Below are 15020 nucleotides of genomic sequence, written 5' to 3' on the forward strand. Positions count from 1 at the left end.
TGTTACTATAAGCGTTTTTTTTGATTAATAAAGTTAGGTTTAATTAAACCGATACTGAAATACCATACTTCCCATATATGTAGTATTTATAGTATTAAAATTCACCTCTGGATTGATCCCGAACGAAAATCCTCTGGAAGAATCAATCATTAACCTTAGATCTACGGGGATTCCAATGATCTCTTTTGTATCATATCTTCCATCAGAAGCTAACCAATCCTTATATAGATACACCCCTAAACCGGTATGAGCTTCTATTCTAAACCATTTAAAGATAGAAAACTCTCTACCATATAGTATATCATAACTATTAAAAAAAGTCTCTTCATTATCGCCTCCACCAATAGCTTCAAATATGATATCAGGATACAGGTCAAGCCCTAAATCTACATCTAGCGAAAAAATATGTTTTTTATACGCCAGAGATAACCCAACTGACAAAGTGGGACCATTTTGATTCGATCCAAAAGGATCATCAGTACCTCTAAGATCTGCATGGTAAACCCCAAAACCAGCAGTTATAGACTTAACCTTTAATTTATGCTCTTTTTTAAGGCTTTCTTGCCCAAATACATAATTCATAGTTAATAAAAGAATCATACCAAGTGTTACTAATCTGTTCATCATAATATTACTTTAAATTTGTTTAGTTATTCAAACATAAAAGCTATTTATCTACTACAGTTGTCAAAAACACAAGGGTAAAAACATATCTTTGTGATTAACACAACCAAAACATTACATCATAAAAAAACCTTCTAAAAATTATTAAAAGGTCTTTTAATACTAGTTAAATAGATTAATTCAAAAGAGTCTTCCCAAAACAACTCCAAACTGTAATCCATATACACTTTTTACTCCATTTAGATTACCATATGCAGAAAGTTCTACACCTACTACCCTAGTAAAGGTATATCTTAAAGATATTTTAGAAAATCCTCCAAAAATTATTTTCTTATTCTCCTTACTTCTCATATAATCCAGTGATGGACCTGACCCACCACCGGGAAAACAAAAACCAAAACCACAAGATGACGCTGGAGAATACTTAGCAGTATATTCATAATCCTCACTATATATAATAGAAGGACCACCCATTATAAATATGCTAAGGGATCTTGTTTTATTAAGGGCAAAAGACTTAAACACGTTAGGTGATAAAGAATATAATCTATTATCTCTTTTACTATTATAAGTAAATCTTTTTTCAATTCCGGAGGGTAATTCAGTACCTTCAAAATTTTCAATTTCTGTAACTGGAGGAATTCCTTTAGTACTTTCTGCTGTATAAGCTGATCTTGTAAAATCAAAGCCATAACCCCATCCATTGTTCCGCTCGAACAATACACCTGCATAAATATCTAATTCATTACTCTCGTCACTTACAATCGTACTGAACCCATTTGTGAAAGCAATCGGCTTTTTATCAGTTCTTATATCTTGACCATGGCAATATTTAGAGATACACAGTAGCAAAAGGAATAATTTAATTAATCTTTTCATTATAAAAATTTTATTGTTTAGTGATTCAAACATATTATTTATCAATCAACTGCTATTGTCAATAACACAAGCCCAAAATTTTGTTTTTGCGATAATCACAATGCAAGAGTCATTCACTCATCAGGACTAAGTAAAATTATGTATGCAAATGCAACATGCTTTTGAGGGGAAACAGTCTTATTTTGTGGATACAAGTCAAATCCATAAGGAGGAAGTGACTAAAAATTATATTTCATTCTAGCAATTTGTATTATTTCTGTATCCAAAATAGCTTCAAACATTTCAAGTAAGTCATTTTACAATCAATATCCAGTGGCTTAGATCATTAAAAAACACTAGTATTTTTGTGGTAATCGCAATAATACATCACTAAATAAAAACAAGCACCTTCTGTATGAAGGTGCCTGTTCTTTATTATAATTATCAGTTCCTATAAACTTCCCAAATACTTTAAATGAGACAAATGGGATTTTACACCTCCCAGATATGTTGTCTGATTAGGAATGATATTATTAGTAATCAAAATATTATATAAAACCTTATTTAGTTCTGGATAATAGACATGATGAATATGAGGAAATAGATGATGTGCAATATGATTATTAAATCCTCCAAATATGAAATTCGCTATTTTACTAAAAGGATAAAAGTCGTTAGAACTTTTTATCTGATTCATTAACCAAGATGTTTTTATAAAACCAAAGTTATCCGTTTTAGGATACATCACTCCTTTAATATGATGTGTCATAAAAAAGGTAAATAATAAAAATAAAGACTGTATCAAATGCATCATCATAAACCCCAAAAGAATCACATACCATTCGTGGTCAGCCAAAAACAATGGTAGTACAACTAAGTACGATATATAAAAAAGCTTTTGACACCAAAAAGAAATTTTATAGCGTTGAGTTCTTCTCTTTCCTGTGATAGTTTTTCTAAAAAATATTTTAAAATCTTTTATAAATATCCAGAATAATGAATAGGTAGTATATAAAATTGGAGCATACCAATGCTGATACTTATGAAACCATCTCAAAGAACTTCCGGGAACCACCCTAATAAGATCAGTTATCTCCAAATCTGTATCATATCCTTCTACATTTGGTGCATGATGATGCGAATGCACATGTCTATCTTTCCAAGCTTCTGCATGAGCACCAACCATTGTATAAAGCAATACAAAACAACTATGATTTAGTTTTTTACTTTTAAAAATTGTATTGTGAGAAAAATCATGAGCAAAATTAAAAGCGAATAACAATGCAACTAAACCAAATAACACATAAGTCGCTATTAATAGAGATGGATTACTTATAGCATAAAGACTTATATATACCATAATAGTTAGAATCATATAAACAAAACCTTTAAAGATGATCCTTTTTTTAAATCGATTCGGGCAGAAATTTAATTTCCTATCAATCTCCTTCTGAATGAAGAGAAATAGTTCTTTGTGAGACGGATTATATACATGTTTAGATTTCATAAGACATAGTTTTAAATTCTAATTGTGTTCCCATTTTCTTCAGGAATCTAAAATGTGATCGCAACGCTTGACTATATGACATTTCCATATATACGATACCATACTTCTTTGCAACCTCTCTAAATATTGGCAGTAATTTTATGTAATGTATGTGACATATATTAGGCAATAGATGATGTAATGCATGTGCATTAAAACCACCTAACGTCCAATTTAAAAAAGTACTATTTACATTATAATCAACAGAAGTACACATCTGTAACTTGGGCCAACTCATAGCAAGTCTCCCTTTAGAATCAGGTTGTGGATGTACTACATAATCCGACAAATGCGATACTCCTAACACTCCGGTAAATAGTATAGATACTAAGAAATGATTTAATAAAAAAGCTACAAAAATATATTCCCATGCAAACGGTAATACAATCCCTGGAATGATAATCATATACGTGATATAAGCAATCTTAAAAAATATAAGTTTAAAAATCTCCCAAGTAGGAATCTTGATCTTTATCGTTCTACTCGATCTATTAAAAATCATTAAGAATTCTCTAAACAAAAACCAATTCAAAGAATAAAACAGATACAAAAAAGGAACATATAAATACTGAAATCTATGATACCATTGTAAATTTTGCTCCGTTGTCATTCGTACTAAAGGATTATTGAGAACATCAATGTCGCTTCCTTCTATATTGGTATACAAATGATGAGACTCATTATGGTTTTTACCCCATACATATGCATTGTTCCCTTGCAGGTTAAAACTTAATTGAAATAGAAGTTTATTCCAGAATTTACTTTTTACAGCTACTCCGTGCGCAGCATCATGAGAGACATTAAATGCATTTAATAATACTGATATTCCCAAACCAATGTAAAACACAAAGAATGCCGCTAAATCAGATGAAATGAGCATCAAAAAATAAAACAAAAATACTAGCGAAAAATACATCACTATCTTAAAAACCATCTTTCTGTTTCCTGTTTTATCGATCTGGTTACTTTCAAAATAATTTCTAATTCGTTCATTGAGTTCCTTATAAAAATCAGAACCCTCATCTTTAGAAAACTTTATTTTTTTCATAATTATTTCTTTAAAAATTAGACATACCAATAGTAGCGTGATGGTCAAAGGCTATCGCTTTGATATCTCGATTATATTATAGATATGATATTAATTACTCAGAATTCACACAGAACTAAAGACTTGTCCTGTGCTCATATTATAAATTTAAATCTTACTTTTTCTTTCTAGAAGTAAGATCTTTAAAAACTCCTAGTTGTACTTTTCCTGTTTTTGACAAAAAAATTAATAATTGTTGCTTACTAGAACACACATTTATTTTTTGAGTTCGCCAATGCTTAATAAACGAAAATATTGAAGTAACTCTATTACAAGATGAAACACTAAAAATCCCATCTCTTTGCGTGCCTTTTATATACTTATTAATCTTTTGAGTTTCTGATTTCATTAAACTAATCTTCAGGGTTCTATCATCCAATAGTCTAATGCGTGTATATAATTTTTCTTTTACTGGAATAAGACCAACCAAGTCTCCAGTAAGTACATAAAAAGCTTCGAATCCATAATCCCCTTCGATGCTTAAGTTGCTAGTGATATTCATAATTAAGATGTTTTTGTTTTCACTTTTTTCTTAGAGAATTGCCAGTTGATAAAAGGTAGAGAACGTCTTTCATTTTTGTTCCACAATCCTATTTGAATTCCTCTTAAATTGTCTGCTTTATTTAAAATTCCGATCTGGATCCCTTCATATTTAGAATGAGTAGTAGTATCATGATTTGATAAACCAATCTGGATTCCCTTATAATCATTAGAAGTATTAAATATGCCTAATTGCATTCCTCTACCAAAACGCTCAATATCATTAAACGCTCCTATTTGAAGGCCTAAATAACTATAAGCATAGTTCCCTGATAAAGCTATCGATGCTCCTAATCCGTGATAAACTTCATTTCCTAATAACGCAATCGATATCCCATTTTGTTCTTCTATAGAATTTGCAATTCCACCAATTGCTATTCCATTCATAACCTGTAAATATTGACCTATAAAAGCGCCAGATATCCCATGAACGGCAATCTCTCCAAGACTGCCTCCAGAAAAATTAATCCCATATACCTTTTCTAAAAGATCGTCATCATTAGGTCCTCCAGAAAGATATGATTTTGGTGCAATTGGATAAAAAATTCCTAAACCAGGTGCTTCCAATTTCATACCATATGTTCTTGTTAAGGTAGTATCTCCTAGCAAGTCTTTTGGAGCAACTCCTAGTGAAAGTCCTATTATATCTGTGTTTTTAGAATGATAGGTCCAAGCTCCAACATATTTCTTACGTTGCTGACTAAAAGAAGACAGAGAAATCAATAATACTAATGTTATTACAATGCTATTCTTCATTTTTCTTGTTTTTAAAAATTCAACAAGTCAAAACTATTGTGATAATTACAAGACCAAAAGTGATAAATGCGAATAGAAATTTATTTTTTTGCGATTATCACAAAACATAAAGAGCTTATTTTCTTATTTGTGAAAAACGTAATAATCACAAGCAACTTTTTTATTATTTGCGAAAAACGCAAAATTAACTTATTTTTCTACGTTATTTTTCCACTTCGGAACATCATCAATCTTATTAAAATCAAAAAATGATACAGGAAAACTTCTTAGAACTTATAAAAAAACAAATCAATTCTAAAAATTCTCTTATTGATGAAGTAGCTACCGCATTAGACATTAGTTATGATGCTGCTCACAGAAGAATCAGTAAAAAAAGTAAATTATCATTAGAAGAAGGAGTTACATTAGCTAAATACTTTAGTTTATCAATAGATCAGCTATTCTCTAGTGAAGATGAACATATAGTCGCTGTAAAGAAGACAGCTCCCGTTCAGGATATGGAAAGTCTTCTTGCCTATTATGAAAATTCATATAACTCCTTATCACCTCTTATAAACAATAAGGATGTAGAAATGATTTATTCTGCTAAGGATTTGCCTATTTTTTATACATCTGACGACAATTTACTTTCTAAATTTAAAATGTACGTCTGGTTAAAAATAATGGATTCTGATCTTGGTGATGTTAGATTTACGGGGTTTAATCCGTCTTTATCACTTTTAGAAGCTGCAAAACGCTTAGGTAATATGTACAACGACCTAAACTCTGTAGAGATATGGGATATTACCACTATAAATAGTACATTAAAACAAATACACTTTTATTTTGAATCGAATTCACTTACTTCCAAGGATGCTTTAGAAATATGTGATGATCTTCAGAAATTGATTCAAAGAATTTCTAAAAAAATAATTGATCAAAAAGATAACTTTAAATTCTATTATAATGAGTTATTACTAATGAACAACCGTGTATTAGTAAAAACACCTACCGAAACATCATTATATGTTCCTTTCACTATCCTTTCATACTATAGAACCAATGATGTGATTACCTGTAATCAAGCAGAACATTTTTTGAATATACAAATGGATGGTTCTAAACTATTAAGCACGGCTGGCGAAAAGGAAAGAAATCTATTTTTTAATAAAATGTATAAAAAAATAGATGCACTCCGATCCCTTATAGCAGCTAAAAATGTATTAGAATTCGAATAAAACTGTAAATATTTAGATTCTCATACGACCAAAAATTAAAGTCATTTTATATAATACAAAAAGACTATGAAAAAATAATTTTACTTTTTTGTAACATTTTCGTAACAACTTACGTATAATAAATAAAAAGCAAAGCCCTAAAGTATTCACTAATAAAATTTCAAGGATAACATAGATGAGACAACTTAAGATTACGAAGCAGGTAACGAATCGTGAGACTGCATCGCTGGACAAGTATTTGCAAGAAATAGGAAAAGTAGATCTTATTACTGCAGATGAAGAGGTAGAATTAGCTCAGCGAATAAAAGCTGGAGATGAGAGAGCCCTTGAAAAATTAACTAAAGCGAATTTACGATTTGTTGTATCTGTTGCAAAACAATATCAAAATCAAGGACTTACTTTACCAGATTTAATTAATGAAGGTAATTTAGGATTGATTAAAGCGGCTAAACGTTTTGATGAAACAAGAGGTTTTAAGTTCATTTCGTATGCAGTATGGTGGATTCGTCAATCTATCTTACAAGCTTTAGCCGAACAGTCTCGTATCGTTCGTTTACCATTGAACAAGATTGGTTCTATTAACAAAATTAATAAAACATACGCTTTTCTAGAGCAATCTCACGAACGTCCGCCAAGTGCCGAAGAGATTGCCAAAGAACTTGATATGACTATTAATGACGTAAAAGAGTCTATGAAAAATTCTGGCCGTCATGTAAGTATGGATGCTCCTTTAGTAGAAGGAGAAGATTCTAATCTTTATGATGTATTAAATTCTGGAGAATCTCCAAATCCTGATAGATCACTATTACACGAATCACTTCGTACAGAGATTGAAAGAGCTCTAGAAACCCTTACACCAAGGGAAGCTGATGTAATCCGTTTATACTTCGGTCTTGGAGATCAACATCCTATGACACTAGAAGAAATTGGAGAAACTTTTGACCTAACACGTGAGCGTGTTCGTCAAATTAAAGAAAAAGCTATTCGTAGATTAAAACATACATCTCGTAGTAAAATATTAAAAACTTATTTAGGATAACTTTTTATTTCCTAAATTGCGATTACAAACAGTTTATAACATAACTGTTCGTTTTTTGATTGATGAATGACCTCCGGCTGATTACCGGAGGTTTTTTCATGTAAATATCTTATTGAAAATTTAAAAAAAATATTTCCCCACTTTCTTAAAATTAAAAAAAGAGTATCTTTAAGAAAGATTCGTAACAAATGTGGCAAACTATTAGTTATGTAAGTACTGTTGATCCTTCATTAAATGATGATGATATGGAAAAATTATTTGAGTTTGTTAAATTGAAAAACAATGATCTAAAAATTACTGGCATTCTAATGTATTCTGACGGAAATTTTCTACAAGTTCTAGAAGGAAAGAAAGATGTAATTGACTCTTTATTCAATAAAATAAAACAGGATTCTAGACATTATAATATCATAAAAATCTTTGATCGAGCTATTGTTAATCCTTGTTTTTCTAAGTATCATTCTAATTTCACAGTTGTAGGGGAATCCTATGATCACAGTGAACTTCAGACTTTTCTAAGAGTAGAGAAATCTTATAACCCAGATAATTATAAAAGTATTTCTTATCTAGCTAACAAATTTATGAAACTTTCTTAAACAATTTCTATTACTTAAGGATCGTATAAGAAAAATAGCAAGTTTTATAAACAAAAGTTAAAAAATAAATTTAACAGAAAAATTCCCTTTAAAAAATGTAACTTTAAGATATAACCCAATCATTATGTTGCATACCATTTCTTATGTAAGTACATCTGCAGAACTTTCCGATTTTCAAATCAATGAGCTATTGCACGTAACAAAATTAAAAAATGAAGACCTTGGTATCACCGGAATATTAATGTACTCTGATCAAAACTTTTTCCAAATTATTGAAGGGCAAAAAAAAGTAATCAAAAGTCTTTATCAAAAAATAGAAAAAGATATACGTCACTTCAATCTAATTAAAATATTAGATAGATCCATTAACATTCCATCATTTACCAGTTTTCAAAGTACATATACCATAGTAAGTCGAGAGAAGAATTATTCCGGTTTACAACAATTTTTAGAAGTAGAAAAAATTTACAACCCCAAAAACTTCAAAAATATATCATATCTAGTCAATAAATTTATGAAGCTTACCTGATAATATACTCTGGTAATCAACTTCACCCCATTGAAGTATTAAATATTTTTTTTAAAGATTAGGGATAACTCCCTATAATTAATGTTAAATTTAATAAACACTATTTCAATTATGTGGCAAACCATTAGTTATGTTAGTACCGCTAGCCGATTCTTAACCAACTCTGATATAAATGAATTATTCGAGTTTGTAAAAATTAACAACAATAGCCTAAATATAACAGGAATTCTGATGTATTCAGATGGTAATTTTTTTCAAATTCTTGAAGGCGAAAAAACACTCATAAAAGATTTGTTCCAAAATATACTTGCAGATTCTAGACATTATGATGTGATTAAAATATTTGATCATGAGATGATTCAACCCTCTTTTTCGAAGTACAATTCTAGCTTTACCACTATTAATAGAAAATCAGAACACTTAGAATTAAAAAGTTTTCTGGAAAAAGAAAGGACCAATAATCCAGAGACATTTAATAGCGTATCATATTTAACAAACAAATTTATGCAGCTTTCTTAGTCTAGATTTCAAAACTTTAATAGTACTTTTGCGGAAAACAATACAATTTTATGTCTTCAAAATTAATTGCCCCCTCCGTACTTGCTGCTGATTTTGCTAACTTACAGCGTGATGTAGAAATGATCAACAACAGTGATGCCGATTGGTTTCATATTGATATTATGGATGGAGTTTTTGTCCCGAACATCTCTTTTGGGATGCCAGTATTAAGAGATATTGCAAAACATGCAACAAAAACTATTGATGTACATTTAATGATTGTTGATCCAGACAGGTATATAAAAACCTTTGCGGATTTAGGAAGTAATATACTTACCGTTCATTATGAAGCTTGCACACACCTTCACAGAACGTTACAAGCTATAAAAGCTGAAGGAATGAAAGCCGGTGTCGCAATAAATCCACATACCAATGTAAGCTTACTAGAAGATACTATCAAAGATATTGATTTAGTATGTATTATGAGCGTAAACCCTGGTTTTGGTGGACAGTCATTTATAGAAAATACTTACAAAAAAGTAAAACAACTTAAAGAAATCATTGATCGTAATAATGCACAAACAATGATCGAAATAGATGGAGGTGTGACGAACAAAAATGCTAAACAACTTATAGAAGCAGGTGCTGATGTTCTTGTAGCTGGAAGTTATGTATTTAAAAGTGAAGATCCAATCCAAACCATTACAGGATTGAAAGAAATGATTGCTTAATGAAACATTATGATCTTATAGTAATTGGTGGTGGTCCAATAGGTATTGCCTGTGGACTAGAAGCGAAAAAAAATGGGTTAAATTATCTCATTATTGAAAAGGGGCCAATAGTAAATTCTCTTTTTAACTACCCAATTAATATGCAGTTTTTTTCTTCTTCAGAAAAACTAGAGATCGATGGAATTCCTTTTATAAGTAATGAAGCTAAACCTAAAAGAAATGAAGCTTTAGAATATTATCGAAGAATTGTAACTTCTAATGATATAAATATTCATCTTTTTGAAAAAGTAAATACCGTAAAGAAAGAGAATAAAACGTTTTTTATAGACACCGAAAAACAGAACTATACAGCAAATCAAGTTATTGTTGCAACTGGTTTTTATGACATTCCAAATATGATCAATGTACCAGGAGAAGAATTATCAAAAGTATCACACTATTATAAGGATCCTCACTTTTTTGCAAAACAAAAATTAGTCGTTGTTGGTGCTAGTAATTCTGCGGTGGATGCCGCTTTAGAGTGCTATCGGAAAGGTGCTGATGTAACCATGATTGTACGATCACCAGAAATCGGAAATAGAGTAAAATACTGGGTAAAACCTGATATTGAAAATAGGATTTCTGAAGGGAGTATTAATGTCTTTTTTAATAGTACGGTAAACGAAATATTGCCTCAACATATCATTATAAATACACCCGAAGAAAAAGTTCGTATCGAAAATGATTATGTCTTAGCATTAACAGGATATACTCCAAATTTTGATTTTCTACAGAAAATTGGAATCCAGCTTTCAGATGATGAGAAAAAACATCCTAAATATGATGACCAAACTATGGAATCAAACATTAGTGGATTATATTTAGCTGGTGTTATCTGTGGAGGAATGGATACTCATGTTTGGTTTATAGAAAACTCCAGAATACATGCAAAAACTATTATAAAACATATCATTTCTAATCAATCAAGTGTTTCATAAAGATCCTATAATCACTTTTAAAAGAAGGTCTGAAAAATGGTATAGTGACCTTCAAAGTTATAGTACTGAAAAATTGTATCACAAACCATTAACCAATCAATGGTGCCTTGCAGAATTATACGATCATATTATTCGCGTAGCAAAAACATATCAGCTCCCCAATTTTCAAAAATGTATTGAGGGCGATATTAAAAAAGGAAAAAGAAAAAACAGTATTGCCTACCTAATATTTGATTTAAGTATTGTTCCTTCTCGCACTATAAAAATGGAATCTTTTCCTGCCAAAATTGTATCAGATTTCACTCCTAAAGTTTTAGAAAGAGAAGCTTTAGAAAATAAATTCAAAGAATTCATCGCAGAAACGTTATCTAAAGAACCGTTAATCAAACATTCTGATAAATCTTTAAAACATCACCACCCATTCTTTGGGATGATCAATGCTTCAGAATGGTTTTCTCTTATAGAAATACATATGAGACATCATGAACGCCAAAAGAAGCGATTAGAGGCAATAACAAATAAAAAAGCTCTCTGATTTAGAGAGCTTTTTTATTTGTTATTACTTTAATTTATATAATAAATTAATCGTTTGATAGGATACTTAAGATATACCAAAACAATAGCATTAGAGAAGCAAACAATCCTAGAGAAGCACCCACATATTGATCTTCTGAGTATTTATGTACCATATTAGAAGTTTGATACAAGATGGAACCAGATGCCAATACTACCATCCCTACACTAAACCATAATCCAAGATTAAATCCAAATAATAATCCAGCAATAATAAGTCCTAATGCTATAAAGAAACCAATTGTCAACATAGATTTTAAGAAAGAAAAATCTTTTTTAGTTAACAATACCACTCCTGATAGTCCTGTAAACAATGCTAACGTTAATATCGCAGCTTGATTTAATATATTAGCTCCTCCATTCTCGGCAATCATCATTGCTATTCCTATTAAAGGAATAAAAATAAAAGCTTCTGCTACTACATAAAGAAGCAGTCCTAAATACTGCTTATTGATATCATGTGTTTTGTGAGCCATTTTCTCGGCATAATTTGTTGCCAACATAAAACCTCCTAACATGATCATCCATCTCCATCCTTGTGTCATTGAAAATGCAAAATTTACCAAAGGTTCAATCTGAAAAAACACCCATTCTACAATCACAAATAACAATACTGCCATTGCCAAATGCGTATACGTCTTTTTATAAAAAGCTACTCTTTTTTCATCAGTAAGTGAACTTACTACAGGTGCTACTTGCTGAAACTCTTCCATATTATTCATTTTAGATTTAACTGTTTAGTTAGATAAATATAGTTTTATCATTTAATATAAGTATCATAGTGTTGTAAAATGTTACCTTCATTTTCTGTGTTTTTTCAATAAAAACGAATAGACACCTGAAAAACAAATAATTACAAACCTATCTATAGGTGATTACACTAATTAAACACCAGCATTTAAACTTTAAAATATTTGAAATTTAGCATCCGACTTACATACGTATAAATATCAGGAAATTGCTTCTTTAGCTTTTCTGGAGATTCCATAAAAACTTCTACTAATACTGCAATAAATTCGAATTTATCGGTAAATGCATACTCTCTTAATATCTTAGAATCAATAATTTTATTACGTAATTCTACAGAAGACAAGTGTTTTTCTAGTTCTAAAAAAGTATCATGAAATATCTCTGAGCTAATATTGTTACTCTTTAATGAACAGTAATGAATCGCATGTGTAATTTCGTGTATTCCAAGATTAATTCCATCTTCCTGATGTAAGTTTCCAATAGTAAAATGTTCCCAAGATAATGCCAATGCCTTAGATCTTGGATTAAACTCACCATTGTTTTCTGTTTTATTAAGTATCGAATAATAACTAGATGGATATAAGATAATGGTCTCCACATATTCTAATAAATAATTACGCATCCCAAAGGTTAATTGAATAACCATTATCGCAATTTGCATACGCTTATCATCATCGACAATCAGTCCCTCTCTTCCAACAAACTTCGTTGTTTCCAAAAACCTCATTACACGATGCTCAAAATACTTTTTTCTTCGTTTATCTAATTGGTTATAAAACGTATTAGTAATTAAAAAAGATACTAGATTTGGAGGTAATTTTTTATAATTCAAATAAAAATGCACAAAAAAAGGCTTCTTATACCTCTTAGCATAAACTGTTTCCAAATATCGAGAGATATAATAAATACATATGGAGACAATACCAATTGTCAATAGGACTCCCAAAAATTTTGGAATCCCTGGTTGAGGCACCTCCTGAGGGGATATTATATATAATAAGTAAAAGTTCAAAAAAAGGATAAGTAGGTTTATTAGGTTACAAAATAGTGGTTTTGAAATAAAAACTCTGTTAAATCAACTACTAAAACGTTAATCTAGCCTACATAGTATTACAACCTACTAAGAAACAATCATTATATATTCAAAGAAAAGCCCTACATGATAGTTTGTATTCCTGCTTCCTTAATTGATTTAAAACCACCAGCGACATCCACCAAATTGTGTATTCCTCTACTCTTTAAAATAGAAGCGGCTATCACAGAACGATATCCTCCGGCACAATGAACATAAAAAGTTGTATCCCTTGGAAATTCATTAAAGTGATTATTTATCAAATCAAGCGGAGTATTGTTAGCTCCCTCTATATGAGCGGCAGAAAATTCATTCTGTTTTCTAACATCAAAAACAGGAGTAGTATCTGTTAGTAGGTTCTTAAAAGTATCTGCAGGAATAGAATCTAAAGTATCTATTTCTCTCCCTTCTTCTTGCCAAGCTTCAAAACTTCCTTTTAAATACCCTAAAGTATTATCAAATCCTACTCTAGAAAGTCTGGTTACTGTCTCCTCTTCTCTTCCTTTAGGTGTTATCAATAATATTGGTTCCTTTACATCTCCAATCAAAGCTCCGACCCAAGGCGCAAAACCTCCATCCAAACCTATAAAAATAGATCTTGGTACGTGACCATTTACATAATCATGTTGATGACGAACATCTAGAATAACCGCACCTGTCTCATTTGCTAACAATTCGAAATTTTCAGAAGTCAATTCACGTGTACCGCGCTCTAAAACTTCCTGGATATCTTCATATCCTTCTTTATTCATTTTTACATTTAAAGGAAAATACGAAGGTGGAGGAAGTAAACCATCCGTAACCTCTTTTACAAACTCTTCTTTAGTCATATCAGATCTCAAAGCGTAATTCGTTTGTTTTTGAACACCAAGAGTCCCTACTGTCTCTTTACTCATGTTTTTTCCACAAGCCGATCCCGCTCCGTGAGCTGGATATACAATGACATCATCAGATAAAGGCATAATCTTAGTTCGCAAACTATCAAATAACATCTCTGCCAATTGTTCCTGAGTCATATTCGCTCCTTTTTGAGCAAGATCTGGTCTTCCTACATCTCCTAAAAACAAAGTATCTCCACTAAAAATAGCATGATCCTTTCCCTTTTCATCTTTTAGTAAATATGTTGTGCTTTCTAGCGTATGACCTGGAGTATGTAATACTATAATGGTCACGTCTCCTACTTTAAATTCCTGTCCATCAGTTGCTATAATTGAATCAAAAGAGGTTTTAGCTTTAGGACCATACACAATAGGTGCTCCAGATTCTTTGGAAAGTGTGACATGGCCACTCACAAAATCTGCATGAAAATGAGTTTCGAAAATATACTTTATGTTCGCATTGTCTTCTTTGGATTTCTCTATATAAGGTTTTATCTCTCTTATTGGATCTATAATAGCTGCTTCGCCATTACTCTCAATATAATATGCTCCTTGCGCAAGGCAACCAGTATACATTTGTTCAATTCTCATTTTTCCTAGTAATAAAATATCAAATAATTTTTCAAAGGTATGATTAATTAAAAATACCGCATAATAGTCTTTTATTTATATAGGCAAATTGGAATTTTTCTAAGCAGTGTTATTTTGGTCTTAATGACATTTATCATAAAAATCTAATATAATTCATC

At 30.7% G+C, this 15020-nt stretch carries 17 protein-coding genes; 8 read left to right on the forward strand and 9 right to left on the reverse strand.

The genetic code is table 11. The features are described from left to right. Positions 1-39 precede the first annotated feature (39 nt). From J8L88_RS18795 to J8L88_RS18820, 6 genes are all read right to left on the reverse strand, one after another. Positions 40-627 (reverse strand): hypothetical protein, encoded by a 588-nt coding sequence (locus tag J8L88_RS18795; RefSeq protein WP_211061542.1) that lies wholly within the window; start codon positions 625-627, stop codon positions 40-42. Positions 628-804: 177 nt separating this feature from the next. After that, complete coding sequence (locus J8L88_RS18800) at positions 805-1503, reverse strand: hypothetical protein (protein ID WP_211061543.1); 699 nt, start codon at positions 1501-1503, stop codon at positions 805-807. 430 nt (positions 1504-1933) lie between these two features. Next, positions 1934-2989, reverse strand: a complete 1056-nt coding sequence (locus J8L88_RS18805; protein WP_211061544.1) for a fatty acid desaturase — start codon at positions 2987-2989, stop codon at positions 1934-1936. Further along, a complete protein-coding gene (locus tag J8L88_RS18810; protein ID WP_211061545.1) occupies positions 2979-4076 on the reverse strand; it encodes an acyl-CoA desaturase in 1098 nt (365 codons plus the stop codon). Before J8L88_RS18810 ends, J8L88_RS18805 begins: the two co-directional genes overlap by 11 nt. Positions 4077-4230: 154 nt before the next feature. Beyond that, positions 4231-4617, reverse strand: coding sequence for a hypothetical protein (locus tag J8L88_RS18815; protein WP_211061546.1), 387 nt, complete (start codon positions 4615-4617; stop codon positions 4231-4233). A gap of 2 nt (positions 4618-4619) precedes the next feature. Then, positions 4620-5411 (reverse strand): LA_2272 family surface repeat-containing protein, encoded by a 792-nt coding sequence (locus tag J8L88_RS18820; protein ID WP_211061547.1) that lies wholly within the window; start codon positions 5409-5411, stop codon positions 4620-4622. Positions 5412-5659: 248 nt separating this feature from the next. On the opposite strand from J8L88_RS18820, the gene J8L88_RS18825 reads away from it, so the two are divergent. From J8L88_RS18825 to J8L88_RS18860, 8 genes are all read left to right on the forward strand, one after another. Further along, entirely contained in the window at positions 5660-6628 is a 969-nt protein-coding gene (locus J8L88_RS18825) for a hypothetical protein (protein ID WP_211061548.1), read from the forward strand. Positions 6629-6803: 175 nt separating this feature from the next. Then, positions 6804-7667 (forward strand): RNA polymerase sigma factor RpoD/SigA, encoded by an 864-nt coding sequence (locus J8L88_RS18830; RefSeq protein ID WP_027395748.1) that lies wholly within the window; start codon positions 6804-6806, stop codon positions 7665-7667. Between the two features lie 188 nt (positions 7668-7855). Further along, positions 7856-8263, forward strand: a complete 408-nt coding sequence (locus J8L88_RS18835) for a BLUF domain-containing protein (RefSeq protein WP_211061549.1) — start codon at positions 7856-7858, stop codon at positions 8261-8263. Positions 8264-8387: 124 nt separating this feature from the next. Beyond that, complete coding sequence (locus J8L88_RS18840; RefSeq protein WP_211061550.1) at positions 8388-8792, forward strand: BLUF domain-containing protein; 405 nt, start codon at positions 8388-8390, stop codon at positions 8790-8792. 81 nt (positions 8793-8873) lie between these two features. Next, positions 8874-9311: a BLUF domain-containing protein gene (locus J8L88_RS18845; RefSeq protein WP_211061551.1), complete on the forward strand. Its 438-nt coding sequence runs from the start codon at positions 8874-8876 to the stop codon at positions 9309-9311. Between the two features lie 50 nt (positions 9312-9361). Then, on the forward strand, positions 9362-10021 hold the full coding sequence (gene rpe, locus J8L88_RS18850; protein ID WP_027395749.1) for a ribulose-phosphate 3-epimerase: 660 nt from the start codon (positions 9362-9364) through the stop codon (positions 10019-10021). Next, positions 10021-10998 carry a YpdA family putative bacillithiol disulfide reductase gene (locus J8L88_RS18855; RefSeq protein ID WP_211061552.1) on the forward strand — a complete coding sequence of 326 codons (978 nt, stop codon included), beginning with the start codon at positions 10021-10023 and terminating at the stop codon, positions 10996-10998. The genes rpe and J8L88_RS18855 overlap by 1 nt, the downstream gene beginning before the upstream one ends. After that, the gene (locus J8L88_RS18860) at positions 10988-11533 is read left to right on the forward strand and encodes a hypothetical protein (RefSeq protein WP_211061553.1); all 546 of its coding nucleotides are present in this window, start codon (positions 10988-10990) and stop codon (positions 11531-11533) included. Before J8L88_RS18855 ends, J8L88_RS18860 begins: the two co-directional genes overlap by 11 nt. 46 nt (positions 11534-11579) lie before the next feature. On the opposite strand, the gene J8L88_RS18865 is transcribed toward J8L88_RS18860, so the two are convergent. From J8L88_RS18865 to J8L88_RS18875, 3 genes are all read right to left on the reverse strand, one after another. Then, entirely contained in the window at positions 11580-12284 is a 705-nt protein-coding gene (locus tag J8L88_RS18865) for a Bax inhibitor-1 family protein (protein ID WP_027395752.1), read from the reverse strand. A gap of 185 nt (positions 12285-12469) precedes the next feature. Beyond that, entirely contained in the window at positions 12470-13207 is a 738-nt protein-coding gene (locus J8L88_RS18870) for a zinc-dependent peptidase (protein WP_211061554.1), read from the reverse strand. Between the two features lie 269 nt (positions 13208-13476). Then, positions 13477-14862, reverse strand: a complete 1386-nt coding sequence (locus tag J8L88_RS18875) for a rhodanese-like domain-containing protein (protein WP_211061555.1) — start codon at positions 14860-14862, stop codon at positions 13477-13479. Positions 14863-15020: the final 158 nt, after the last annotated feature.

The organism is Aquimarina sp. MMG015 (assembly GCF_018100855.1).
GTDB lineage: Bacteria > Bacteroidota > Bacteroidia > Flavobacteriales > Flavobacteriaceae > Aquimarina > Aquimarina latercula.